General features: G+C 71.6%; 20 protein-coding genes. 9 read left to right on the top strand and 11 right to left on the bottom strand.

Annotation, left to right across the window (positions count from 1 at the left end):
• The first annotated feature begins 4 nt into the window (after positions 1–4).
• From nuoL to nuoN, 3 genes are read left to right on the top strand one after another with little or no spacing between them, the layout of a single operon-like run.
• Positions 5–1900: an NADH-quinone oxidoreductase subunit L gene (nuoL, locus tag IE248_RS05050; RefSeq protein WP_190030016.1), complete on the top strand. Its 1896-nt coding sequence runs from the start codon at positions 5–7 to the stop codon at positions 1898–1900.
• A 1-nt stretch (position 1901) separates the two neighbouring features.
• Positions 1902–3503, top strand: coding sequence for an NADH-quinone oxidoreductase subunit M (locus tag IE248_RS05045; RefSeq protein WP_073794608.1), 1602 nt, complete (start codon positions 1902–1904; stop codon positions 3501–3503).
• A gap of 32 nt (positions 3504–3535) precedes the next feature.
• Positions 3536–5155 carry an NADH-quinone oxidoreductase subunit NuoN gene (nuoN, locus tag IE248_RS05040; protein WP_037791441.1) on the top strand — a complete coding sequence of 540 codons (1620 nt, stop codon included), beginning with the start codon at positions 3536–3538 and terminating at the stop codon, positions 5153–5155.
• 78 nt (positions 5156–5233) lie between these two features.
• Here the strand turns inward: nuoN and IE248_RS05035 are convergent, their stop codons facing one another.
• Together IE248_RS05035 and fahA are read right to left on the bottom strand one after the other, a co-directional pair.
• Complete coding sequence (locus IE248_RS05035; RefSeq protein ID WP_100581842.1) at positions 5234–5845, bottom strand: hypothetical protein; 612 nt, start codon at positions 5843–5845, stop codon at positions 5234–5236.
• 116 nt (positions 5846–5961) lie between these two features.
• Entirely contained in the window at positions 5962–7185 is a 1224-nt protein-coding gene (gene fahA, locus IE248_RS05030) for a fumarylacetoacetase (RefSeq protein ID WP_073794610.1), read from the bottom strand.
• Positions 7186–7525: 340 nt separating this feature from the next.
• Here fahA and IE248_RS05025 point away from each other — a divergent pair, with 340 nt between their 5' ends.
• On the top strand, positions 7526–8344 hold the full coding sequence (locus IE248_RS05025) for an HAD family hydrolase (protein WP_008738405.1): 819 nt from the start codon (positions 7526–7528) through the stop codon (positions 8342–8344).
• A gap of 39 nt (positions 8345–8383) precedes the next feature.
• Here the strand turns inward: IE248_RS05025 and IE248_RS05020 are convergent, their stop codons facing one another.
• The gene (locus tag IE248_RS05020) at positions 8384–10387 is read right to left on the bottom strand and encodes a CocE/NonD family hydrolase (RefSeq protein ID WP_190030014.1); all 2004 of its coding nucleotides are present in this window, start codon (positions 10385–10387) and stop codon (positions 8384–8386) included.
• Positions 10388–10695: 308 nt separating this feature from the next.
• Here IE248_RS05020 and IE248_RS05015 point away from each other — a divergent pair, with 308 nt between their 5' ends.
• From IE248_RS05015 to IE248_RS05000, 4 genes are all read left to right on the top strand, one after another.
• Positions 10696–11706: a polyprenyl synthetase family protein gene (locus IE248_RS05015; RefSeq protein WP_073773822.1), complete on the top strand. Its 1011-nt coding sequence runs from the start codon at positions 10696–10698 to the stop codon at positions 11704–11706.
• A 236-nt stretch (positions 11707–11942) separates the two neighbouring features.
• Positions 11943–13133 (top strand): LolA family protein, encoded by a 1191-nt coding sequence (locus IE248_RS05010; RefSeq protein ID WP_190030013.1) that lies wholly within the window; start codon positions 11943–11945, stop codon positions 13131–13133.
• A gap of 108 nt (positions 13134–13241) precedes the next feature.
• Complete coding sequence (locus IE248_RS05005; RefSeq protein ID WP_229895123.1) at positions 13242–13445, top strand: YlcI/YnfO family protein; 204 nt, start codon at positions 13242–13244, stop codon at positions 13443–13445.
• Positions 13442–13855, top strand: a complete 414-nt coding sequence (locus IE248_RS05000) for a hypothetical protein (protein WP_008738400.1) — start codon at positions 13442–13444, stop codon at positions 13853–13855. The genes IE248_RS05005 and IE248_RS05000 overlap by 4 nt, the downstream gene beginning before the upstream one ends.
• Here IE248_RS05000 and IE248_RS04995 read toward each other — a convergent pair.
• From IE248_RS04995 to IE248_RS04985, 3 genes are all read right to left on the bottom strand, one after another.
• Positions 13852–15168, bottom strand: a complete 1317-nt coding sequence (locus tag IE248_RS04995) for a M28 family metallopeptidase (RefSeq protein WP_008738399.1) — start codon at positions 15166–15168, stop codon at positions 13852–13854. The two genes, IE248_RS05000 and IE248_RS04995, sit on opposite strands and share 4 nt — an antisense overlap.
• 206 nt (positions 15169–15374) lie before the next feature.
• Positions 15375–16460: an EamA family transporter RarD gene (gene rarD / locus IE248_RS04990; protein ID WP_190030012.1), complete on the bottom strand. Its 1086-nt coding sequence runs from the start codon at positions 16458–16460 to the stop codon at positions 15375–15377.
• Positions 16461–16590: 130 nt separating this feature from the next.
• Positions 16591–17445, bottom strand: coding sequence for an SDR family oxidoreductase (locus IE248_RS04985; RefSeq protein ID WP_008738397.1), 855 nt, complete (start codon positions 17443–17445; stop codon positions 16591–16593).
• A 92-nt stretch (positions 17446–17537) separates the two neighbouring features.
• Here IE248_RS04985 and IE248_RS04980 point away from each other — a divergent pair, with 92 nt between their 5' ends.
• A complete protein-coding gene (locus IE248_RS04980; RefSeq protein ID WP_008738396.1) occupies positions 17538–17912 on the top strand; it encodes a winged helix-turn-helix transcriptional regulator in 375 nt (124 codons plus the stop codon).
• A gap of 35 nt (positions 17913–17947) precedes the next feature.
• Here IE248_RS04980 and IE248_RS04975 read toward each other — a convergent pair whose 3' ends face one another.
• From IE248_RS04975 to IE248_RS04955, 5 genes are all read right to left on the bottom strand, one after another.
• Positions 17948–19006: a 2-oxoacid:ferredoxin oxidoreductase subunit beta gene (locus IE248_RS04975; RefSeq protein WP_190030011.1), complete on the bottom strand. Its 1059-nt coding sequence runs from the start codon at positions 19004–19006 to the stop codon at positions 17948–17950.
• Positions 18999–20963: a 2-oxoacid:acceptor oxidoreductase subunit alpha gene (locus IE248_RS04970; RefSeq protein WP_190030010.1), complete on the bottom strand. Its 1965-nt coding sequence runs from the start codon at positions 20961–20963 to the stop codon at positions 18999–19001. The genes IE248_RS04975 and IE248_RS04970 overlap by 8 nt, the downstream gene beginning before the upstream one ends.
• Positions 20964–21117: 154 nt before the next feature.
• Positions 21118–21777 carry a response regulator transcription factor gene (locus tag IE248_RS04965; protein WP_008738392.1) on the bottom strand — a complete coding sequence of 220 codons (660 nt, stop codon included), beginning with the start codon at positions 21775–21777 and terminating at the stop codon, positions 21118–21120.
• Positions 21778–22043: 266 nt separating this feature from the next.
• Entirely contained in the window at positions 22044–23333 is a 1290-nt protein-coding gene (locus tag IE248_RS04960; protein WP_229895122.1) for a sensor histidine kinase, read from the bottom strand.
• 144 nt (positions 23334–23477) lie between these two features.
• Positions 23478–24650: a sensor histidine kinase gene (locus IE248_RS04955; protein ID WP_037798006.1), complete on the bottom strand. Its 1173-nt coding sequence runs from the start codon at positions 24648–24650 to the stop codon at positions 23478–23480.
• Positions 24651–24720: the final 70 nt, after the last annotated feature.

Raw genomic sequence — 24720 nt, 5'->3', positions numbered from 1 at the left:
CACAGTGGAGAATCTGATCGCGCTGCTGATCGCGGCGCCCCTGCTCGGAGCGGCGGTGCTGCTGTGCGGCGGCCGGCGCCTCGACAAGGCCGGGCACTGGCTCGGCACCCTGTTCGCCGCCGCCTCCTTCGGGATCGGCGTGGCCCTGTTCACCGACATGCTCGGGCGAGCGGCCGACGACCGGACCCTGTCCCAGAAGCTGTACACCTGGATCCCCGTCGAGGGCTTCCAGGCGGATGTCGCCTTCCAGCTGGACCAGTTGTCGATGACCTTCGTCCTGCTGATCTCCGGGGTGGGCACGCTCATCCACGTGTACTCGATCGGGTACATGGAGCACGACGAGCGCCGCCGCCGCTTCTTCGGCTACCTCAACCTGTTCCTCGCGGCGATGCTGCTGCTCGTCCTCGCCGACAACTACCTGCTGCTGTACGTCGGGTGGGAGGGCGTGGGCCTCGCCTCGTACCTGCTCATCGGCTTCTGGCAGCACAAGTCCAGCGCGGCGACCGCCGCGAAGAAGGCCTTCCTGGTCAACCGGGTCGGCGACATGGGCCTCTCCATCGCCATCATGCTGCTGTTCACCACCTTCGGGACCTTCGCCTTCGGACCGGTGTTCGCCTCGGTGGGCAACGCGACCGAGGGCAAGCTGACGGCGATCGCCCTGATGCTGCTGCTCGCCGCCTGCGGCAAGTCGGCGCAGGTGCCGCTGCAGTCCTGGCTCGGGGACGCGATGGAGGGCCCGACCCCGGTCTCGGCCCTGATCCACGCGGCGACGATGGTGACGGCGGGCGTGTACCTGATCGTCCGCTCGGCCGCCGTCTTCAACGGGGCGCCGGACGCGCAGCTGGTGGTCACCGTCGTCGGCGCGGTCACACTGCTCTTCGGTGCGATCGTCGGTTGCGCGAAGGACGACATCAAGAAGGCCCTCGCCGGGTCGACGATGTCGCAGATCGGCTACATGATCCTGGCGGCGGGCCTCGGCCCGATCGGGTACGTGTTCGCGATCATGCACCTGGTGACGCACGGCTTCTTCAAGGCGGGCCTCTTCCTCGGCGCCGGCTCCGTCATGCACGGCATGAACGACGAGGTCGACATGCGCAAGTACGGCGCCCTGCGGAAGTTCATGCCGGTCACCTTCGTCACCTTCGGCCTCGGCTACCTGGCGATCATCGGCTTCCCCGGTCTGTCCGGCTTCTTCTCCAAGGACATGATCATCGAGGCGGCCTTCGCCAAGGGCGGCACCCAGGGCTGGATCCTCGGCGGGGTCACCCTGCTGGGCGCCGGCATCACCGCCTTCTACATGACCCGCGTCATGCTCCTCACCTTCTTCGGCGAGAAGCGCTGGCAGCCGGACGCCGCCGGACACGAGCCGCACCCGCACGAGTCGCCCAAGTCCATGACCGTCCCGATGGTCATCCTGGCGTTCGGGTCGGTCTTCGCCGGCGCGTTCTTCGAGATCGGCGAGCGCTTCCTGAAGTGGCTGGAGCCCGTCACCGGCTACGAGCACGGCAACTCCCCGGTCAGCGCCATGGCGGTGACCGCGTCCACCATGGTGGTCCTGGTCGTCGGCGTCGGCATCGCCTGGTCGATGTACGGCCGCAGGCCCGTCCCCGTGCTCGCCCCCCGCGGCTCGCTCCTCACCCGGGCGGCCCGCCGGGACCTGTTCCAGGACGACTTCAACCACGTCGTCCTGGTGCGCGGCGGCGAGCACCTGACCCGCTCGCTCGTGTACGTCGACCACAGCCTGGTCGACGGGGTGGTCAACGGGACCGCCGCGTCGGTCGGCGGGCTGTCGGGCCGGCTGCGCAAGCTGCAGAACGGCTACGCCCGCAGCTACGCGGTCTCGATGTTCGGGGGGACGGCGATCCTGATCGCCGCGACCCTGCTGATGAGGGCGGTGTGAAATGAGTTTCCCGCTTCTGACGGTGACGGCCGTGGTGCCGGCGGTCGGTGCCGTCCTGACGGCGGCCGTCCCGGCCGCCCGCAGGACCGCCGCCAAATGGCTCGCGCTGCTCTTCTCCCTGGCGACCCTGGCGCTGGCCGTGCTCGTCGCCGTCCGCTTCGAGCCCGGTGGCGCTCGCTACCAGCTCACCGAGTCCCACGCCTGGATCCCCGACTTCGGGGTCCGCTACGAACTGGGCGTGGACGGCATCGGGGTGGCGCTGATCGCGCTCACCGCGCTGCTGATCCCCTTCGTCATCGCGGCCGGCTGGCACGACGCCGACCCGCTGGAGACCAACTCCTCCCGCTGGCGGCCGACGCAGGGGTTCTTCGCCCTGATCCTGCTGGTCGAGGCGATGGTCGTCATCTCCTTCGAGGCCACCGACGTCTTCCTCTTCTACGTCTTCTTCGAAGCCATGCTCATCCCGATGTACTTCCTCATCGGCGGCTTCGGCGACCGGGCCCACTCCGGGTCCGACGAGAACGCGGCCGCGCAGCGCTCGTACGCGGCGGTCAAGTTCCTCCTCTACAACCTGGCCGGCGGCCTGATCATGCTCGCCGCCGTCATCGGGCTGTACGTGGTCGCCGGGAACTTCTCGCTCCAGGAGATCACCGCCGCCCGCGCCGCGGGCACCCTCGACATGGCGACCAACACCGAGCGGCTGCTGTTCCTCGGCTTCTTCTTCGCCTTCGCGGTGAAGGCCCCGCTGTGGCCGCTGCACACCTGGCTGCCGAACGCGATGGGGGAGTCCACCGCACCGGTGGCCGTCCTGATCACCGCGGTCGTCGACAAGGTCGGCACCTTCGCGATGCTCCGCTTCTGCCTCGGGCTGTTCCCGGACGCCAGCAAGTGGGCCACCCCGGTGATCCTCGTACTGGCGCTGATCAGCATCGTCTACGGGGCGCTGCTCGCCGTCGGCCAGCGCGACATCAAGCGGCTGGTCGCCTACGCGTCGATCTCGCACTTCGGCTTCATCATCCTGGGCATCTTCGCGATGACCTCCCAGGGGCAGTCGGGCGCGACGCTGTACATGGTCAACCACGGGCTCTCGACGGCGGCGCTGATGCTGGTGGCCGGCTTCCTGATCTCGCGGCGCGGCTCGCGGCTCATCGCCGACTACGGCGGTGTGCAGAAGGTGGCCCCGGTCCTCGCCGGCACCTTCCTGATCGGCGGCCTCGCCACCCTGTCGCTGCCGGGCCTGGCCCCGTTCGTCAGCGAATTCCTGGTCCTGGTCGGCACGTACGCCCGGTACCCCGTCGTCGGCATCATCGCCACCGTCGGGATCGTGCTGGCCGCGCTCTACACGCTGGTGCTCTACCAGCGCACCATGACCGGCCCCGTGAAGGAGGAGGTCCGCGCGATGCCGGACCTGCACCTGCGCGAAATGCTGGTCGTCGCCCCGCTGATCGCCCTGCTGATCGGGCTCGGCGTCTACCCGAAGGTGCTCACCGACATCGTCAACCCGGCGGTCGAGTACACCATGTCCGACGTGAAGCGCACGGACCCGAAGCCCGAGGTCGCGGTCGAAGCCGTGCCCGCGAAGAATGGGGAGGCGGCGAAGTGAGCACCCTGACTGCTGCCCACGGCCTGTCGGCACTGGCGGCCGCCGCTCCGGCGGACCGCATCCCGGCTCCGCACATCGAGTACGCGCAGCTCGCGCCCACGCTCATCGTGGTGGGCGCGGCCGTCCTCGGCGTCCTCGTCGAGGCGTTCGTACCGCGCAGGTCCCGCTACCACGTCCAGGTGTTCCTGGCCGTCGCCGCGCTGGCCGCGGCCTTCGCGGCGGTCGTCGGCCTCGCCGCCGGCGGGTACGCGAGCGACAAGGCGCGGATCGCCGCCATGGGCGCCATCGCGGTGGACGGCCCGGCGCTGTTCCTCCAGGGCACCATCCTGCTGGCCTCGGTCGTCGCCGTCCTCACCTTCGCGGAGCGGCGCCTGGACCCGGCAGCGCACGGCAACCGGGTGGACTCCTTCGCCGCCCAGGCGGCGTCCGTACCGGGCAGCGAGAGCGAGAAGGCCGCCGTGAAGGCGGGCTTCACCACCACCGAGGTGTTCCCGCTGGCGCTGTTCGCGATCGCCGGCATGCTGGTCTTCCCTGCGGCCAACGACCTGCTGACGCTGTTCGTGGCCCTGGAGGTCTTCTCCCTCCCGCTTTACCTGCTCTGCGCCGTCGCCCGCCGCCAGCGGCTGATGTCGCAGGAGGCAGCCGTCAAGTACTTCCTGCTCGGCGCCTTCTCCTCGGCGTTCCTGCTGTTCGGCATCGCGCTGCTCTACGGCTACGCCGGCTCCGTCTCGTACGCGGTGATCGCGGACGTGGTGGACGGCACGGTCCAGACGGTCGACCCGGCGCTCGCCGACACCATGGGCAACGACGCGCTGCTGCTCATCGGCGGCGCGCTGATCCTGACGGGCCTGCTGTTCAAGGTCGGTGCGGTCCCCTTCCACATGTGGACGCCGGATGTCTACCAGGGTGCGCCGACGCCGGTGACCGGCTTCATGGCGGCGGCGACGAAGGTGGCCGCGTTCGGCGCGCTGCTGCGCCTGCTGTACGTGGTGCTGCCGGGGCTGCGCTGGGACTGGCGCCCGGTGATGTGGGGCGTCGCGATCGTCACGATGCTCGCGGGCGCCGTGATCGCGGTGACCCAGACCGACGTCAAGCGGCTGCTGGCGTACTCCTCGATCGCGCACGCGGGCTTCATCCTGGCCGGTGTGATCGCCACGTCGGCGCAGGGCATCCAGTCCGTCCTCTTCTACCTGGCGGCGTACTCCTTCGTGACGATCGGCGCCTTCGCGGTGGTCACGCTGGTGCGCGACGCGGGCGGCGAGGCGACGCACCTGTCGAAGTGGGCCGGGCTGGGGCGGCGTTCGCCGCTGACGGCGGCCGTGTTCGCGGTGTTCCTGCTGGCCTTCGCGGGCATCCCGCTGACGTCCGGCTTCGCCGGGAAGTTCGCCGTGTTCAAGGCGGCGGCGGAGGGCGGCGCCGGGGCGCTGGTCGTGGTCGGTGTCATCTCGTCCGCGATCGCCGCGTTCTTCTACATCCGGGTGATCGTGCTGATGTTCTTCAGCGAGCCGAAGGCCGACGGGCCGACGGTGGCGGTCCCCTCGCCGCTGACGATGACCACCATCGCGGTGGGCGTCGCGGTCACCCTGGTCCTGGGCCTCGCGCCGCAGTACTTCCTGGACCTGGCGGGACAGGCGAGCACGTTCGTCCGCTGAGCCGTCCGCCCGGCACGCAGGAGGGCCCGGATCCCGTGGGGGGAGCCGGGCCCTTCGGCGTGGTCGGGTGTGGCCGCGTCAGTGGCCGTGCGCGTGCGCGTGCTCGGCCTGCGCCGGGGCGCCGGCCTTGGCCGGGCAGGTCAGGGCGGGATTCCAGTTGTGGAAGCGCCCGGCCGGGTTCTCCTTGTACGCCCACAGGTGCAGGTCGTAGTGCTTGGGCATGCCCGCCCAGTGGCCCGGCATGGGCCCGTCGAAGGGCAGCCCGAACATGCTGGGCCGGTCGTCGGAGGTCTTCAGGTCCTGGTCCCGGTCGGTGGACATCCACTCCACGGTCTGGAGCCTGCGACGGCCGTTGCGGTCCTTCTCCGTGCTGTAGAGGAGCGCGGTCGGCCTCGCGGGGTCCATCGAACCCCAGTTGGCCTGCTTGACGTAGTGGTAGCCCATGGCGCCCACCCCGAACGGGTTGGTCATGCACTCCTTGCCCTGGGGGACGTACCCGTCCTTGAGGGCCTGCCGCTCGTCCGCGTACTTGGCCGTCACCGCGATCGCCGTCGCCATGTCCCTCATAGCCCGCTGGTCGCGCGGGTCGGGCGCGGGCCCCTCCACCCCGTGGGCCGGGGCCACGGCGACCAGGCCGAGCGACACGGCGGCCGCGCAGGTGACGAGGGTCTTGAGGCTGCGTACGGTCATGGCGGCGGCTCCTCGCGGTGCGGGTACGGGGTACGGGTGTCCCCGAACCACCATCGCGGTCCGCCCCGTCCGGCGCACGCGGCGCGCCTCCGAACGGGGCGTCCCCGAGGCGCGGGCTAGCGGGAGCCCACGATGCGGCCGGTGACCTCGCCCAGGCCCACCCGGGTGCCGTTGGCGCCCGGCGCCCAGGCGGTGAGGGTGACGGTGTCGCCGTCCTCCAGGAAGGTGCGCTTGCCGTCGGCGAGCTCGATCGCGTCGCGGCCGTTCCAGGTCAGCTCCAGCAGGGAGCCGCGCTGGCCGACCTCCGGGCCGCTGACGGTGCCGGAGCCGTAGACGTCGCCTGTGCGCAGGGAGGCGCCGTTGACCGTCATGTGCGCCAGCTGCTGGGCGGCGGTCCAGTACATGGTGGCGAACGGCGGGCGCGCCACCTCCTGGCCGTTGATGGAGACGGTGATGTGCAGGTCGAAGCCGCCGGGGCGGTCGCTGTCGGCGTCGTCCAGGTACGGCAGCAGCGGGAAGTCCCGCGCGGGCGGGGCGGTCCGGGCCGCGTCCAGGGCCTCCAGCGGGGTGACCCAGGCGGAGACGGAGGTCGCGAAGGACTTGCCGAGGAAGGGGCCGAGCGGCACGTACTCCCAGGCCTGGATGTCGCGCGCGGACCAGTCGTTGAGGAGGAAGAGGCCGAAGACGTGGTCCTCGAACTCGGCCAGCGGCACCGGGCGGCCCAGCTCGGAGGGGGTGCCGACGACGAAGCCGACCTCGGCCTCGATGTCGAGCTTGACCGACGGGCCGAAGACCGGCGCCGGGTCGGTGGGCGCCTTGCGCTGCCCGGAGGGGCGTACGACGTCGGTGCCGGAGACGACGAGGGTGCCTGAGCGGCCGTGGTAACCGATCGGCAGGTGCTTCCAGTTGGGGGTGAGCGCGTCGCCGTCGGGGCGGAACATCTTGCCGACGTTGGTGGCGTGGTGCTCGCTCGCGTAGAAGTCGACGTAGTCGGCGACCTCGTACGGGAGGTGCAGGACGGCCTCCTCCAGCGGCAGCAGGTGCGGCTCGACGGCCGGCCGGTGGCCGGGGTCGGTGACCCACGCGGTCAGCGCGCGGCGCACGTCGCGCCACGCGGTGCGGCCCGCGGCCAGCAGCGGGTTGAGCGAGGGCCGCCCGAGCAGTCCGGCGTACGGGGACCCGAGCGCGGCCGCGGCCGCCCCGGCGTCGAGCACGTACCCGCCGATGCGCACGCCGATCCGCCGGCGGGTGTCCCCGGAGGTGGAGAAAACGCCGTACGGAAGATTGTGCGGACCGAACGGATCGCCCTCGGGAACATCGAGGGGGCTCTGCTGGGGCATGGGGTAGTGCCTCACTTTCGATGCGGTCCGGTCCGGGGGTGTCCCGGGGGGCTGGTCGACACGTTACCCGCGTGAAAGCCCCGCCTTCGGGCGGGGCTGCGGCGTCATTTGGTCACAAAAGCAGAGGGAACGCGCATCATCGAAAATTACCGGCCGGCCTCCCCGATACCCGCCCTTCGCGCACACAAGATCAGTACGGTGATCCGAGCGGGGAGGGTCTCCTGGGTCTTGTGGGTCCCCTGGGTCTGATGGCACGCCAAGTGACGTGTGGGGCCTCGGGGAGGCCGGATTCGGGTGCCATTTGTAGGACTTGTCCCAGAGGGTCCGTATCCTTGGCGCCGTGACTTCCGCCCCGCTTCCGGCCCTTCCCTATGCCTTGATCGCCACTGACCTGGACGGGACTCTGCTGCGCGCCGGAGACACCGTCTCGGCCCGCTCGTACGCGGCGCTCGCGAGGGCGCGCGCCGCCGGCGCACAGCACATCATCGTGACCGGACGCCCGGTCCCCCAGGTACGCCACGTCCTGGACGGTCTCGGATACACGGGGCTCGCGGTGTGCGGCCAGGGCGCGCAGGTGTACGACGCGGCGGCCGGGACGCTGCTGCACTCCGTGTCGATGGACCGGGAGCTGGCGGAGGTCGCCCTCGGGAAGATCGAGGCGGAGATCGGCGAGGTCTACGCGGCCGTCAACCAGGAGGGGGTGGACGCGGAGATGCTGATAGGGCCCGGCTACCGGATGTGGCACCCGCACCTGCCGACGGTCCCGGTGCCCCGGCGGGCCGATCTGTGGGCCGAGCCCATCAACAAGGTGCTGCTCCAGCACCCGGAGCTGGACGACGACGAACTGACGCGGGTCGCGCGGGGCGTGGTGGGCCACCTGGTGAACGTCACCATGGCCGGGGAGCACACGGTCGAGCTCCAGCCGCCGGGCATCGACAAGGCGAGCGGACTCGCCCGGGCGGCGGCCGTCCTGGGCGTCCCGCCCGAGTCCACGATCGCCTTCGGGGACATGCCGAACGACGTCCCGATGTTCGCGTGGGCCGCGCACGGGGTGGCGATGGCCAACGCCCACCGCGAGCTGGTCGCCGTCGCCGACGAGCTGACCCTCTCCAACGAGGAGGACGGCATCGCGGTGGTCCTGGAGCGCCTCTTCGCGTAGCGGCGGCGCGCGCCGCCGCGGCTCAGCCGGCGGCGCGACTCAGCCGGCGGCGCGGGGGATGCGGCGTTCCCAGGTGCGGTGGAAGACCACCTCCTCGCCCTCCCGGCAGACGAGTTCGTTCGAGGTCAGGAAGCCGCCCTCGTCGCAGGTGATCTCCGACCGGGTCTCCACCCGGGTGTCCCAGGACAGGTCGGGGCGGTGCAGCCGGATCCGCCACCGCGAGCCGGTCCGGGCCGACAGCGGGTCGGCCTCCTGGATCTCGTAGACCTCCGCCACGTCCTCGCCGCACTCCAGCCCGTCCGGGTACACCCGCGTGCCCCCGTACCGGGGGTCCACCTCCAGCCGCCAGGTCCCGCGCGCGACGTCCCGTACGACGAGCCGCTCCGGGCGCGGCTCGTCCAGGGTCGCCGGGAGCACCACGCCCGGCGGGGCCGACTGCTCCGGGGGCCCGAAGGCGATCTTCGCTCCGGCGGTGGCCGTGCGGACCGGGAGCGTCAGCGCGCTGCCCGCCGGTTCCAGCGTCCAGCCGGCCCCGGATCCGGCCCGCGGCCAGATCCACGGCCAGTAGGCGGAGGACAGCGCCAGCCGGATCCGGTGGCCGGGCGGGAAGGAGTGGCCGATGGCGTTCAGCTCGAACGTCACGTCCTCGTACGCGCCCACCGGCCACCGGGCGGCCCTGTCCCGCCCCAGCCGCGCGGAGAGGTTCAGGGCGCCCCGGGTGACCAGCGTGGAGGCCCCGTCCGGCGCCACGTCGCAGAGCCGCGCCACCACCTGGCCGTACGGGACGTCCATCCGCAGCCGCAGGGTGACCGAAGGGCGCCCCAGGATCTCCACCGCCTCCCCGCCGGCCGCGACCGGGAACTCGAAGCACGCCGACTTCGCGTCCTCCTCCCGCTGGTCCGGCGGCAGGTCCGCCTCGTTGCCGGAGGGGAGGAACCGCCCCGCGTCCAGCCCCGTGTGCTGCGGCGAGGCCACCGGCACCGGCGCCCCCTGGAGCTCGTACGAGAGGGGTACGACCGAGGGCGGGGGCCAGGCCCGGTCGCCGACCCAGCGGCCCTCCATCCGCTCGTACACCGGCGCCGGGCGGTGCGACTCGCAGATCCAGGACCGCAGCAGCGGCTCGGCCATGACCCCGTTGTCCACGCCCTTCAGCCAGTGGTCCCACCAGCGCAGCGTCTCCTGGAGGAAGCCGATCGCCGGGCCCGGCGCGAGCCCGCGGTCCGGGTACTGGTGCGACCAGGGCCCGATCAGCCCGCGCACCCGGTCGGGGGGCAGGTGGGACACCAGCCGCAGCACCGTGTCCCGGTACGGGTCGTGCCAGCCGCCCACCGCCAGCACGGCCGCGCCGATCGCCCCGTAGTCCTCGCTGACGCTGCCGCGGCGCCAGTAGTCGTCCCGCGTCTGGTGCGACAGCCAGGTGTGGACGAGGGGCTCCACCGACTCCAGCCGCGCCAGCCACTGCTCCCGCCAGCCGTCGCCGGCGAACAGCGGGTCCGGCGGCCGCGCGGCGAAGGCCAGCATGGCGGCCGCCCGCGCGTGCATGTCCACGGCCAGCACCGAGCCGCCCATGTAGTGCCCGGCGTTGTCGTACCGGTCGTCCGTCGAGCAGACGGTGACCACGGCCTTCAGCGGCTCCGGCGCGAGCGCCGCGATCTGGAGGGCGTTGCAGCCGCCCCACGCGATGCCGAACATCCCCACCGACCCCGTGCACCACGGCCGCGCCGCCAGCCACTCCACCACCGCCGTGCCGTCGGCGAGTTCCCGCGCGTCGCACTCGTCGCCCGGCGTGCCCCCGCTGCACCCGTGGCCGCGCACGTCCACCCGTACGGAGGCGTAGCCGTGGCCCGCGTACCAGGGGTGGCGCTGCCCGTCGCGCGGCGCGGTCCAGTCCGTCAGCCGGTACGGGAGGTACTCCAGCAGCGCCGGAACGGGTTCGTCCGTCACCGGGCGCCAGATCCGCGCGTACAGCTCGACTCCGTCGGGCAGCGGAATCCGGACATCCTCGTGCGTCGTCGCGTACGGGAAAGCGGTGCGGACGATCATGCGGAAGCCCTCGCGCGGCCCGGGAGGGCGTGGCCGTCGCGGCGGGGCGGCCGGCCGGCCGCCGGATCCGCGGGCAGCTCGTCCATGTCGGTCACAGTTCTGGGCAAAACGCATTCTCCGGTCGATTCGGCTACCGCCGAACATACCGGGGTGGTTCGGGCGCTGCGCGCGTGACGAGGCCGCCGTGGCCGGGAAGGCGCTCTCCGTGATCGAAAACGGACGGGATACGCTGGCTTGAGTGATGGCAGCGACACATCGACAATCCATGTGATCGTCAGCGTGATCGTCAGCAGACAGGAGTACCCCTCGTGACCGTCGTCGGGCCGTTCGGACTGAGCGTGCGGGACCAGGCTCTTGAAACCGATGTCCAGGCCGGACTGGCCGCCGTCGAGGCGGGTCTGCTGGAAGCCACCAAGAGCGAAGTCCCCTTCATCACCGAGGCAGCGCAGCACCTGGTGCGCGCCGGAGGAAAGCGGTTCCGCCCGCTGCTGGTCATGCTCGCCTCGCGCTTCGGTGATCCCTACGCGCCGGGCATCGTGCCGTCCGCCGTGGTCGTGGAGCTCACCCACCTGGCGACGCTCTACCACGACGACGTCATGGACGAGGCGGACGTGCGCCGCGGCGTGGCCAGCGCCAACGCCCGCTGGGGCAACTCGGTGGCCGTCCTGACGGGTGACTTCCTGTTCGCCCGCGCCTCGCACATCCTGGCGGACCTCGGGCCCGAGGCCGTCCGGATCCAGGCCGAGGCCTTCGAGCGGCTCGTGACCGGCCAGATCCTGGAGACGGCCGGTCCGCGCGACGGGCGCGACCCCGTCGAGCACTACCTGGACGTCATCGCCGGCAAGACCGGCTCGCTGATCGCGGTCTCCGGCCGCTTCGGCGCGCTGATGTCCGGCGCCGACGAGTCCGTCGTGGACATCCTGACCCAGTACGGCGAGCGCCTCGGCACCGCCTTCCAGCTCGCGGACGACGTCCTCGACATCGCCTCCGACTCGCACGAGTCCGGCAAGACCCCGGGCACCGACCTGCGCGAGGGCATCCCGACGCTGCCCGTGCTGCGGCTGCGCGAGACGGCCGCCCGCGACGGGAACCCGGACGACCTGGAACTCGTACGGCTCCTGGACGGCGACCTGACGGACGACGCCGTGCTCGCCGACGTGCTGGCCCGGCTGCGGGTGCACCCCGCGCTGGAGCAGGCCCGCCGCGACACGATCCGGTACGCGCAGGACGCGCGGGCCACGCTCGCGCCGCTGCCGGAGTGCTTCGCGAAGTCGGCGCTGGAGGAGCTGTGCGACGCGGTGGTGCACCGCGCCGGATAGCGGCGCCCGCGGGGCGCCGCGCAAAGACGACAGCAGGGGCCCGGGCCCGGCATCCCCTACGGGTGGGGGAGGCCGGGCCCGGGTTTTGTCATCCCTGGGGCGTACGCGGAGTTGATTCCGGGGAGTGACGCCTTACCCCCCTCTCCTTTGGTCAGATAGAGGCACATCCCCACCAGATCGGGTGAGATTGGCGCCGCGGGGTGGACGTGACGCATCTACGGAGGCAGGGCATACAGATGGCAACGAACTCGAAGACCCGCAAGGCCGCTCGGTACGCCGTACCGGTGGCGGTGCTCGGCGTCGCCGCGGCGACCATCGCGATTCCGGCGTTCGCCAACGGCGGCGGCCCGGACCTGCCGAAGGTCACCGCACAGCAGCTCGTCGAGAAGATCGCGGCTTCGGACGTGGAGCAGCTGTCCGGCACCGCGAAGATCACCACGGACCTGGGCCTGCCGACCGTGGCGAGCGGCCTCCTCGGCGGCGGCGGTGTCGCGGGCGGCTCGGCCGACCCGCAGGACAAGGTCGCCCAGCTGGCGAACGGGACGCACACCTTCCGCGTCGCGGCCGACGGCGAGGACCGCCAGAAGCTGACCTTCCTCGACGGCAAGGACGAGTACACCCTCGTCCACAACGGCGCCGACGTGTGGGGATACGACTCCCAGTCGAACGAGGCCTTCCACGAGAAGGACGCCGACGCGGCCGAGGGCGGCCAGCGCAAGGGCGAGCGCCTTCCCGCCTCGCCCCAGCAGATCGCCCAGGACGTCCTGAAGGCCGCCGGCCCGACCACGGACGTCACCGTCGGCGAAACCGCCCAGGTCGCCGGCCGGGACGCCTACCAGCTGGTGCTGAAGCCCAAGCAGAGCGGCTCGACGATCGGCTCCGTCCAGATCGCCGTGGACGCCAAGAACGGCGTGCCGCTGCGCGTGCAGGTGCTGTCCAGCCAGGGCGGCAAGCCCATCGTGGACGCGGGCTTCACCAAGGTGGACTTCGCCAAGCCGGCCGCCGACACCTTCACCTTCACCCCGCCCAAGGGCGCGAAGGTGACCGAGGGCGCTCCCGGCAAGGGCGAGGGCCCCGGCGGTCACGACAAGGGCTTCAAGGCCCTGGAGTCCTTCCCGGGCCTGGAGGGCCTGACCGGCGGCGGTGAGCACGGCGAGCCGAAGGTGCTCGGCGAGGGCTGGTCGACGGTCGCGCGCATCGACACCGGCGCCGGCCAGGGGCTCAAGGCGCTGGAGAGCGACAAGAACGCGCCCAAGGAGGCCAAGCAGCTCCTCGACTCGCTCGGCGACAAGGTCAAGGGCGGCTTTGGCGAGGGCCGGATTCTCTCGACCCGCGTGGTCAACGCCCTGATCACCGACGACGGCAAGGTCTACGTCGGAGCGGTCACCAAGGACGCGCTGGTGAAGACGGCGAACGCCGACAAGTAACCACCGCAGGCTGCCACATGGTGCGAAGGGTGGGCGGGGACTGTGTCCCCGCCCACCCTTCGGCCGTTCCGGTCCCCGGTACAGCGGCCCCGCTGTACGGTGAAAAGCATGTCGAGACACGTCACCATCCGCCTGAACGAAGAGTTCCACGAACGCCTCAAGGCGCGCGCGGCGGCACTGGGGACGACGGTCACCGCGTTGATCACCGAGGTCACCGAACGCGAACTGGACGAGGACCGGAGCAACTTCCTCTCCGGCATCGAGGAGTTCGCCGACCACTGGGGCTACTTCCAGGAGCGGTTCGGCAATTGAAAATCACCATGGAGTGGGCCTGGACCGCGCTGGCCCATCATCTGCCCTCGGATCCCGCCGTGTGGGATCCCTCCGGCGTGGCCGCGGCCGTCGCCCGCCACCAGAACGACCTCGTCCTGGTCCCCGAACAGCCCGCCCCGGACACCGCGTGGCGGGCCGCCGCGTTTCTGCACACCCTCGCGGTGTGCCCGGCGCTGGAATCGCCGATGAACGAGTTCTACGCGGCCGCCGCCACCCGCTCGTACCTGCGGGTGGCGGGGGCCGGGCAGCTGCCCTCGCCCGAGGAGCTGGGCGACCTGGTCGAGGCGGCGAAGCTGGGGCTCGCGGACGTCGCCGCGGTCGCCCGGGAGCTGCGGGCCCGGATCCAGGCGCCGCAGCCCTCCTCCTTACGGGCGGGGCCGGAGGACTAGAAGGTGATCTTCCAGCTGTTGATGTAGCCGACGTCCTGCGCGGCCGCGTCCTTGACCTGGAGCTTCCAGACCCCGTTGGCGACCTCGCTGGAGGCGTTGACGGTGTACGTCTGGACGAGGTTGTCCGCGCTGCCGCCGCTGCGGTTGTGGAGGTTGTAGACCGTGCCGTCGGGGGCGACCAGGTCGACCACCAGGTCACCGCGGTAGGTGTGGACGATGTTCACGTCCACCTTGGTGGTGGCCGGGGCGTTGCCCGTGACGCCCGAGACCGTGATCGGCGAGTTCACCGCGGCCCCCGGGGAGTCCGGGATGCTGACGTCCGCGGTGTTCTCGAAGGACTGGCCGGGCGGCACCGGGGTGGCCGCGCCGAGGGTCCAGACCGCGTAGGCGATGGCGTCGGCGTTGCGGTCGAGGGCGGTGTCGTTGATGTTCGCCGAGGTGTCGCAGGAGGAGTGGTAGCAGCGGTCGAAGGCCTGACCGGAGGTGCCGCCCCACTTCTGCGCCTGGGCCGCCGTCTTGGTGTAGTCGGCGCCGGAGAACAGGCCGCCGACGGGTATGCCCGCGCTCTTGAACGGCGCGTGGTCGGAGCGGCCGTCGCCCTCGGTCTCTATCTCCGTCGGGACGCCGAGCCCGGCGTAGTAGTTCTTGAAGGTCTGCTCGATGGTCGGGTCGTCGTCGTAGACGAAGTAGCCCGGGTTCGGCGAGCCGATCATGTCGAAGTTCAGGTAGCCGGAGATCTTCGTCTTCTCGGCGGCCGGCAGGTTGTTGACGTAGTACTTCGAGCCGACCATGCCCAGTTCCTCGGCGCCCCACCAGCCGAAGCGCAGGTGCTTCGTCGGCTGGAGCCCGGCCCGCGAGACCGCCAGCGCGGTTTCCAGGATGGCGGCCGAACCGGAGCCGTTGTCGTTGATGCCGGGGCCCGCGGTCACCGAGTCCAGGTGGGAGCCGGACATCAGGACCGAGTTCGGGTCGCCGCCCGGCCAGTCGGCGATCAGGTTGTAGCCGGTGGCTCCGCTGGAGGTGAAGGTCTGCAGCGTGGTCGTGAAGCCCGCCGCGTCCAGCTTGGCCTTCACGTAGTCGATCGAGGCCTTGTAGCCGGCCCGGCCGTGGGCGCGGTTGCCGCCGTTGGCGGTGGCGATGGACTGCAGCTGCGTCAGGTGCGCCTTGACGTTGGCCAGCGGGATGTCGGGCGGCGTCGGCGCCGCGGCGTGGGCCGGGGGCGCGGCGAGCGCGGCGGGAGCGGTGGAGGCGAACAGCCCCGCGACCGCGATCGCGGTCACGGCGGCGAGGCGCCGGGAGACGGACATGCTCATGTGGGGGCTCCGGGATTCCGTTTGGGGATGTGAACGGAACGTGCGGGGATGGCGCGGGTGAGCGTTCGTGCGTCAGTGCGAGCCCGATGGTCAGCGAGCGGGTGACTATCCGTCAAGACCAGAAATTGGACAGGGGAGTTCGGAAAACGGACGATCCCCGCCGCGGAAGTTCCGCAGCGGGGATCGAGGGGTTCGTGGGTGGGGTGTTACGCGGGCCCGCGCGCCGGGGTGGCGACCGTGGGGGGCGGCTCAGGAGCACCGTGGACCGCTCCGGCCACCTCGGCCCCTCCGGCAACTTCGGCGGCCACGGCCACGGCCGCTTCGCTCGCGGTGGTCGCGGGGGCGGTCGCGGCGGTGGTGGTGGCGGCGGTCGCGGCGCTCGCCCCGGCCTCGGCCAGCCGGGCCCGGGAGCGGCGCGCCGTCCGCAGCGCGTCCCAGGTCAGCAGCGCGAGCGCGACCCAGACCAGGGAGAAGCCGGCCCAGCGCTCCGGCGGCATCGCCTCGTGGAAGTAGACGACGCCCAGCCCGAACTGGAACACCGGCGCCAGGTACTGGAGCAGCCCCAGCGTGGACAGCGGGACCCGGATCGCGGCCGCCCCGAAGCAGATCAGCGGGATCGCCGTGACCAGCCCGGTCGCGGCCAGCAGCCAGGAGTGCCCGGGGTCGTCGAGGGCGAAGGTGGACCGCCCCTGGGCGCCCAGCCGCAGCAGGTAGCCGAGGGCCGGCAGGAACAGCAGCGCGGTCTCGGCGGCCAGCGACTCCACCCCGCCCATGTTGAGCTTCTTCTTGATCAGCCCGTAGGCGGCGAAGGAGAAGGCCAGCACCAGCGAGATCCACGGCGGCCGCCCGTACCCGATGGCGAGCACCAGGACGGCGGCGACACCGATGCCGACCGCCGCCCACTGCGCGCGGCGCAGCCGCTCGCCGAGCACCAGCACCCCGATCGCGATGGTGACCAGGGGATTGATGAAGTAGCCGAGGCTGGCCTCGACCACCGCGCCGTTGTTGACGGCCCAGATGTACAGGCCCCAGTTCACGGAGATCACCGAGGCGGCCAGCGTGGTCAGGGCGAGCTTGCGGGGCTGCCGGAGCAGCTCCCGTATCCAGCCCCAGCGGCGCATGGCCAGCAGTGCCACGCCGACCACGGCCAGCGACCACACCATGCGGTGCGCGAGGATCTCGATGGCGCCGGAGGGCTTGAGGAGCGGCCAGAACAGGGGCACGAGGCCCCACATTCCGTACGCGCCGAATCCGTAGAGCAAACCCGTGCGCTGCTCGGTCTGTGCCTTCACGGGGCCTCCAGTGCGAAATCCAGCCAACCTCTCGACGACGGTAGCGTCGCGCGGTCCGGATGTCATGCCCGTTACCGCGAGATACTCATGACATCGCCGGTGGCTTGCGCACCGGGGGCTCCGGAGGCGGTCAGGCCAGGGCGCCCGCGATCGCCTCGGACACCGGGGTCGTCGGCCGGCCGATCAGCCGGGACAGGTCGCCGCCCGTGGCGGCGAGGCGGCCGCGCGAGATCGCCGCGTCCACGTCGACCAGGAGCGCCGCGAAGCCCTCCGGGAGGCCGGCTCCCGTCAGGATCGACAGGTGCGCCTCGGCCGGGACCTCGGTGTACTCGACCGCGCGGCCCGCCTGCGCGGCGACCTCGGCGGCGTACTCCGCCAGGCTCCAGGCGGTGTCGCCGGACAGCTCGTAGACCCGGCCGAGGTGGCCCTCCCCGGTCAGCACCACGGCCGCGGCGGCCGCGTAGTCCGCCCGCGCCGCCGAGGCGACCCGGCCCGCGCCCGCGCTGCCCACGACCGCGCCGTGCTCCAGGACGGTGCCCAGGTTGCCGGTGTAGTTCTCGTGGTACCAGCCGTTGCGCAGGAAGGTGTACGGCAGCCCGGAGTCGAGGATCGCCTGCTCGGTGACCTTGTGCTCGGCGGCCAGCTCGAAGTCCGCCTCGGGGCCGCCCAGGATGCCGGTGTACGCCAGCTGCGCCACGCCCGCCGACTTCGCGGCCTCGATCACGGCGGTGTGCTGCGGCACGCGGCGCCCGACCTCGCTGCCGGAGATCAGCAGGACGCGGTCGCCCGCGCGGAAGGCGCCGGCCAGGCTCTCCGCGTCGTCGTAGTCGGCGATCCGTACGTCGATGCCGCGCTCGGCGAGGTCGGCGGCCTTCTCCTTGTTCCGGACGACGACGGCGAGGCGGTCGGCGGGGACCCGGCCCAGCAGCTCTTCGACGACGAGTCGGCCGAGGGCTCCGGTGGCTCCGGTGACGACGATGCTCATGGTGCTCTCCTGCTTTCCTTGCGGGGTGATGTCACTACCGTAGGGAGAGCGCTAACTTTTCGGTAGTACCCACTTCAAAGTAAGGTACTGGTATGGGAGTAAGCAGCGAAGTCACCGTGAAGGCCCCGATGTGCCCCTCCCGGGGGGTGCTGGAACACGTCACCAGCCGCTGGGGCGTGCTGGTCCTGGCCGCCCTCGTCGAGCGCTCGTACCGCTTCAGCGAACTGCGCCGGGAGGTGGGCGGCGTCAGCGAGAAGATGCTGGCCCAGACCCTCCAGACGCTGGAGCGCGACGGGTTCGTGCTCCGCGACGCCAAGCCGGTCATCCCGCCGAGGGTGGACTACTCGCTCACCGGGCTGGGGCGCGAGGCCGCCGATCAGGTGTGGGCCCTGGCGCGCTGGACCGAGCGGCGCACCGCCGACGTACAGGCGGCGCGGCTCGCCTACGACGCGGCCCGGACCCCCTAGACGAGGGTCCGGGCCGGCCGGGAGATCGCGCCGGCTCAGCCGACGACGGTCCAGGTGTCGTTCCCGGTGAGCAGCGAGGCGAGGTCCCCCTTGCCGTGCTGGTCGACGGCCGTCTCCAGCTGCTCGGCCATGAGGGTGTCGTACACCGGCCGCCCGACGCTGCGGAACACCCCGATCGGGGTCTGGTGCAGGGTGTCGGGGTCGGCGAGCCGGGAGAGCGCGAAGGCGGTGGTCGGGGAGGCGCCGTTCGCGTCGTGGACCAGGATCCGCGACTCGTTCTCCGGCGTCACCGTCACCACCTCCAGGTCGCCGGTGCGCTGGTTGCGCACCACGCCCTTGCTGCCCTCGGCGCCGAAGCGGATCGGCTGCCCGTGCTCCAGCCGGATCACCGCCTCCTGCGCCTGGTCCTTGTCCTTGAGGACCTCGAAGGCGCCGTCGTTGAAGATGTTGCAGTTCTGGTAGATCTCCACCAGCGCGGTGCCCTGGTGGTCGGCGGCCGCCCGCAGCACCTCGGTGAGGTGCTTGCGGTCGGAGTCCACCGTGCGCGCCACGAAGCCGGCTTCGGCGCCCAGCGCCAGGGACACCGGGTTGAACGGCGCGTCCAGCGAACCCATCGGGGTGGACTTGGTGACCTTGCCCAGCTCGGAGGTGGGCGAGTACTGGCCCTTGGTGAGCCCGTAGATCCGGTTGTTGAACAGCAGGATCTTGAGGTTGACGTTCCGGCGCAGCGCGTGGATCAGGTGGTTGCCGCCGATGGACAGCGCGTCGCCGTCCCCGGTCACCACCCACACCGACAGATCGCGCCGCGAGGTGGCGAGCCCGGTCGCGATCGCCGGGGCGCGGCCGTGGATGGAGTGCATCCCGTAGGTGTTCATGTAGTAGGGGAAGCGGGAGGAGCAGCCGATTCCGGAGACGAAGACGATGTTCTCCTTCGCCAGGCCGAGCTCGGGCATGAAGCCCTGTACGGCGGCGAGGACGGCGTAGTCGCCGCAGCCGGGGCACCAGCGCACTTCCTGGTCGGACTTGAAGTCCTTCATGGACTGCTTGGCCTCGGCCTTGGGCACCAGGGACAGCAGGGTGGGTGCCTCAGTCATCGGTGGCCTCCTTGAGAACCGTGGCGAGCTGCTCGGCCTTGAACGGCATTCCGTTCACCTGGTTGTACGACTGCGCGTCGACCAGGTACTTCGCCCGGATCAGGGTGGCGAGCTGCCCGAGGTTCATCTCCGGCACCACTACCTTGTCGTAACGCTTCAGGACCTCACCCAGATTCCCCGGGAAGGGGTTGAGGTGGCGCAGATGGGCCTGCGCGATCGGGACCCCGGCGAGCCGCAGCCGGCGCACGGCGGCGGTGATCGGTCCGTACGTGGAGCCCCAGCCGATGACGAGCGTGCGGGCCCCGCACGGGTCGTCGACCGTCAGCTCCGGCACGGTGATGTTGTCGATCTTGGCTTGCCGGGTGCGGACCATCAGGTCGTGGTTGGCCGGGTCGTACGAGATGTTGCCCGAGCCGTCCTGCTTCTCGATGCCGCCGATCCGGTGCTCCAGACCCGGGGTGCCCGGGACCGCCCACGGCCGGGCCAGCGTCCGCGGATCGCGCTTGTACGGCCAGAAGACCTCGGTGCCGTCGGCCAGCTCGTGGTTCGGGCCCGCCGCGAACGGGGTCTTCAGGTCCGGGAGGTCCGCCACGTCCGGGATCCGCCACGGCTCGGAGCCGTTCGCGAGGTACCCGTCGGAGAGCAGGAACACCGGAGTCCGGTACGTCAGCGCGATCCGGGCGGCGTCCAGGGCCGCATCGAAGCAGTCCGCCGGGGTCCGCGGCGCCACGATCGGGACCGGGGCCTCGCCGTTGCGCCCGTACATGGCCTGGAGCAGGTCCGCCTGCTCCGTCTTGGTCGGCAGCCCCGTGGAGGGCCCGCCGCGCTGGATGTCGACGATCAGCAGCGGCAGCTCCAGGGAGACCGCGAGGCCGATCGTCTCCGACTTCAGCGCCACGCCCGGCCCGGAGGTGGTGGTCACCGCGAGGGACCCGCCGAAGGCCGCGCCCAGCGCCGCCCCGATGCCGGCGATCTCGTCCTCGGCCTGGAAGGTCCGTACGCCGAAGTTCTTGTGCTTGCTCAGCTCGTGCAGGATGTCGGAGGCCGGGGTGATCGGGTACGAGCCCAGGTAGAGCGGCAGCTCGGCCTGCCGGCCCGCCGCGATCAGCCCGTACGACAGCGCCAGGTTCCCCGAGATGTTGCGGTAGGTCCCGGTGGGGAAGTCGCGGGTGGCGGGGGCGACCTCGTAGGAGACGGCGAAGTCCTCGGTCGTCTCGCCGAAGTTCCAGCCCGCCCGGAACGCGGCGACGTTCGCCTCGGCGATCTGCGGCTTCTTCGCGAACTTCTGTCGCAGGAAGGCCTCCGTCCCCTCGGTGGGCCGGTGGTACATCCAGGACAGCAGGCCCAGCGCGAACATGTTCTTGCTGCGCTCGGCCTCCTTGCGCGGCAGCCCGAAGTCCTTCAGGGCCTCGACGGTGAGCGTCGTCAGCGGGACCGGGTGGATGCTGTAGGCGTCCAGCGTGCCGTCTTCCAGCGGCGAGGTCGCGTAGCCGACCTTCGCCATCGGGCGCTTGGTGAACTCGTCGGTGTTGATGATGATCTCCGCGCCGCGCGGCACGTCCCCGATGTTCGCCTTCAGCGCCGCCGGGTTCATCGCCACCAGGACGTTCGGGGCGTCGCCCGGCGTCAGGATGTCGTGATCGGCGAAGTGCAGCTGGAAGGAGGAGACGCCCGGCAGGGTGCCGGCGGGTGCCCGGATCTCGGCGGGGAAGTTCGGCAGGGTCGAGAGGTCGTTCCCGAACGACGCCGTTTCCGAGGTGAACCGGTCACCGGTCAACTGCATGCCGTCACCCGAGTCACCCGCGAACCGGATGATCACCCGATCGAGACGGCGGACCTCCTTGCCGTTCCCGTTCCCACCCGGATGGCCGGCCGTCCGTTGCTCGCCGACCACAGTCCCTTCGGCCCCTTCGGCCCCGTCGGCCTGCTCGGCTGGGCTACTGACCTGGCTGGTCACTGAACTGGACCTCCTTCGAGGCGGGCGCTCGCTCCCGAGGTCAACCCTACGTCCGTGAGGGTTTGCATCCTCGGGGCGCCCGAATTCTGGACCGCCCCGGAGGGCGGCCTGTCCGACAGACGCCGTGCTGCATACCTGACAGAGTGTCAGTTGATCAAGACCGGAGATAGGTGAGAACCGCCAGGACGCGCCGGTGATCCCCGTCACTCGGGGACAGGCCGAGCTTCATGAAGATATTGCTGACGTGCTTCTCCACCGCCCCGTCGCTCACCACGAGCTGCTTCGCGACCGCCGAATTCGTGCGGCCCTCGGCCATCAGGCCCAGCACCTCGCGCTCGCGGGGCGTCAGGCCCGCCAGCACGTCCTGCTTGCGGCTGCGGCCCAGCAGCTGGGCGACGACCTCCGGGTCCAGGGCCGTACCGCCCCTGGCCACCCGGACCACCGCGTCCAGGAACTCCCGGACCTCGGCCACCCGGTCCTTCAGCAGGTACCCCACCCCGGTGCTGGAACCGGCCAGCAGTTCGGTGGCGTACTGCTCCTCCACGTACTGCGACAGCACGAGCACGCCTATGCCCGGGTGATCGCGCCGCAGCCGCACCGCCGCCCGGACGCCCTCGTCGGTGTGGGTCGGCGGCATCCGTACGTCCGCCACCACCACGTCGGGCAGCGCGTCCTCCGCGGCGAGCTCCGAAACCGTCTTGATCAGGGCCTCCGCGTCACCGACGCCCGCGACGACGTCATGCCCCCGGTCGGTCAGCAACCGGGTCAGGCCCTCGCGCAGCAGCACTGAGTCCTCGGCGATGACCACACGCACCCTGTCTTCCACGATTCAGCAGCTCCCGCATCCACAACGCGTCCGGTAATGCCTGGCACAGCCAAGCATCCCAGCCTTGAGGCTCGATCAAGGGCGGTTCCGGGCCAACACGTCGCGCACGGACGGCGATTTCCGCTACGGGGCGGCAGGGGGCGGGGCGTTTCGAGGGGCTCGCGGGCCCGGCGCGGGGGCTCGCGCGGGCCCGGCGCGGGGGCTCGTGCGGTGCTCGGCGCGTGGGCCCGTGCGGGGGCCCGGCGCCGTTCGGCCTACGCCCGCCAGGGGAGCTCGGCGGTGACGGTCGTGCCGCCCGCGTCGGGGGAGTCGACCACCAGCACCCCGTCCACGGCGTCCAGCCGCTCGGTGAGCCCGGCCAGCCCGCCGCCCTGCCGGGCATCGGCCCCGCCGCGGCCGTCGTCGGTGACCTGTATCAGCAGCCGGTCCCCGGACTTCCAGACGTCCACGCTCGCGCTCCGGGCCCCCGCGTGCTTGCTGATGTTCTGCAGCAGCTCCGAGACGGTGAAGTACGCGATCCCCTCGATCGCCGCCGCCGGGCGGCCCGGCAGCTCCACCGCCACCCGTACCGGCACGGCGCACCGGGAAGCCACCGACGACAGCGCCGCGTCCAGCCCCCGGTCCGTGAGCACCGCCGGGTGGATGCCGCGGGCCAGGTCGCGCAGCTCCTGGAGGGCGATCTTCACCTCGCCGTGCGCCTCGTCGACCATCCGGGCGGCCGCCCGCGGGTCCTCGGTCAGCTTCTCCTTCGCCAGCCCCAGGTCCATGGCCAGCGCCACCAGCCGGGCCTGCGCCCCGTCGTGCAGGTCCCGCTCGATGCGCCGCAGGTCGGCCGCCGCGGTGTCGACGACGACGCCCCGGTCGGACTCCAGCTCGCTGACGCGGTGGGCGAGCCGGGAGGGCCCGAGCAGCCCCGCGACGAGCACCCGGTCGACGGTGGTCAGCGCCCGCACCACCCACGGCGTGATCAGCGTGAACGCCAGTCCGATCAGGCAGGCCGCGGCGATCTCGGCGGGGCCGTCGAGGTAGAAGGAGCGGTCGTCGTTCTCGAAGAGCTCCAGCCCCGGCTGGTCGGTGTAGGTGGGGAAGACCCAGTACCAGAGCGGGTACAGGAGCATGGCCCACCCGTACACCCAGAACACCAGCGCCAGCGAGAAGGTGAACACCGCCCACGGGAAGTGGATCACCGAGTACAGCGCGTGCCGCCAGGCGCTCCCGCTCTTCAGTACCGCCCCCATCGCGGCGAGCGGCCCCGGCTTGACGGCCCGGACCGGCTCCGGATCCGCCACCTCCACGCGCAGCAGCCCGCGCACCCGGGCCCGCTCCAGGTGACCGAAGCCGCGGCACATCGCGAGTACGCCGGCCAGCACCGGGATCCCGAGGAAGGTGACCAGCAGCCCGGCGCCGAGGCTGATCCCCGTGATGGCGAGCGAGAAGTACACCGTGCTCAGCGGCAGCCCGAGCATCAGGTACCCGAACTCCCGCCAGGCCCAACCCGACACCGGCGCCCGCAGCACCCGGCCGATACCCGTCCCGTTCGCCATGACCCCGCCCCGTCCTTCCACGATCCTGTCCACCCCCCAACCCTCGCCGCCGCCGGCCCCACCAACCATCCGGCCCGTAGGCGTCCCCACCCGGGGGATAACCCCACCCCGATCGCCCCGGCCGCCTGATTCCAGCCCCGCCGACTACATCCCCCGGTCACGCCACGGCAGCTCCGCCGTGACCACCGTCCCCGCCCCCTCCGGGGAATCCACCAGGAACACCCCGTCCACCGCCCCCAGCCGCTCCGCGAGCCCCGCCATCCCCGACCCGGCCAGGGCACTGGCTCCGCCCCGCCCGTCGTCCGACACCCGGATCAGCAGCCGCGCCCCCGACCGCCACACCTCGACCCCCGCACCCCGGGCCTGCGCGTGCTTGCTGACGTTCTGCAGCAGCTCCGACACCACGAAGTACGCGATCCCCTCGATCGCGGCCGCCGGCCGCGCCGGCAGATCCACCGCCACCTTCACCGGCACCACGCACCGCGACGCCACCGACGACAGCGCCGCGTCCAGCCCCCGGTCCGTCAACACGGCCGGGTGGATCCCCCGCGCCAGGTCCCGCAGCTCCTGGAGGGCAAGCTTCACCTCGCCGTGCGCCTCGTCCACCATCGCCGCCGCCCCCTCGGGGTCCTCCAGCAGCTTCTCCTTGGCCAGGCCCAGCCCCATCGCCAGCGCCACCAGCCGCGCCTGCGCCCCGTCGTGCAGGTCCCGCTCGATGCGCCGCAGGTCGGCGGCCGCGGTGTCGACGACGACCCCCCGGTCGGACTCCAGCTCCGCGATCCGCCGCTCCAGCTCGTCCGACGGGGACAGCAGGCCCCGTACCATCGCCCGGTCCACGTTGGTCAGCCCGCGCGCCACGTACGGCAGTACCGGCCACAGCACGAACAGCCCGGTCAGCGTCACCGTGAAGGTCAGCACCCCCCACGGCAGCCGCACCAGCTCGAACAGCACGTTCCGCCAGGCCACCGGGTCCTTGACCGTCGCCCACAGCCACGGGAAGAACCCGCCGGCCCGCGTCGGCCCCGGCAGCGGAGTCGGCTCGTCCACCCGGACGCCCAGCAGCGCCCGTGCCCGCGCCCGCTCCAGCCGTCCCAGCCGGCGGGACACGAAGAGACCGCAGGCGAGCAACGGAATGCCGATCGCGGTAACGGACAAACCGCCCGCCGTCACTACCATGGTGAGGGTGTAGACGAAGCCGATCAGAGCCGCCGGCAGATTGGCCAGCAGGTACGCGATTTCCTTCCAGGTACCGGCACTCAGGGCCGGACGTACCCGGGGCGGCCGGTCTTGGTCGGAGGCTTGAACGATCACGGTCATGCGGCACAGCCTGCCAAGCGCGGGCCGCCGATGCCATGGGGTGGCCGGGTGCTGTGAACGGGGGATAACC

Source organism: Streptomyces goshikiensis (assembly GCF_014650555.1).
Lineage (GTDB): Bacteria > Actinomycetota > Actinomycetes > Streptomycetales > Streptomycetaceae > Streptomyces > Streptomyces goshikiensis.
Note: the sequence above shows the minus strand (reverse complement) of the source record. Positions and strands in the feature narration are given on the sequence as shown.

Coding starts and splice junctions, on each gene's coding strand:
- IE248_RS05045 (WP_073794608.1), top strand. CDS start 1,902: ATGAGTTTCCCGCTTCTGACGGTGACGGCCGTGGTGCCGGCGGTCGGT.
- IE248_RS05035 (WP_100581842.1), bottom strand. CDS start 5,845: ATGACCGTACGCAGCCTCAAGACCCTCGTCACCTGCGCGGCCGCCGTG.
- fahA (WP_073794610.1), bottom strand. CDS start 7,185: ATGCCCCAGCAGAGCCCCCTCGATGTTCCCGAGGGCGATCCGTTCGGT.
- IE248_RS05020 (WP_190030014.1), bottom strand. CDS start 10,387: ATGATCGTCCGCACCGCTTTCCCGTACGCGACGACGCACGAGGATGTC.
- IE248_RS05010 (WP_190030013.1), top strand. CDS start 11,943: ATGGCAACGAACTCGAAGACCCGCAAGGCCGCTCGGTACGCCGTACCG.
- IE248_RS05005 (WP_229895123.1), top strand. CDS start 13,242: ATGTCGAGACACGTCACCATCCGCCTGAACGAAGAGTTCCACGAACGC.
- IE248_RS04995 (WP_008738399.1), bottom strand. CDS start 15,168: ATGAGCATGTCCGTCTCCCGGCGCCTCGCCGCCGTGACCGCGATCGCG.
- IE248_RS04985 (WP_008738397.1), bottom strand. CDS start 17,445: ATGAGCATCGTCGTCACCGGAGCCACCGGAGCCCTCGGCCGACTCGTC.
- IE248_RS04980 (WP_008738396.1), top strand. CDS start 17,538: ATGGGAGTAAGCAGCGAAGTCACCGTGAAGGCCCCGATGTGCCCCTCC.
- IE248_RS04975 (WP_190030011.1), bottom strand. CDS start 19,006: ATGACTGAGGCACCCACCCTGCTGTCCCTGGTGCCCAAGGCCGAGGCC.
- IE248_RS04960 (WP_229895122.1), bottom strand. CDS start 23,333: ATGGCGAACGGGACGGGTATCGGCCGGGTGCTGCGGGCGCCGGTGTCG.
- IE248_RS04955 (WP_037798006.1), bottom strand. CDS start 24,650: ATGACCGTGATCGTTCAAGCCTCCGACCAAGACCGGCCGCCCCGGGTA.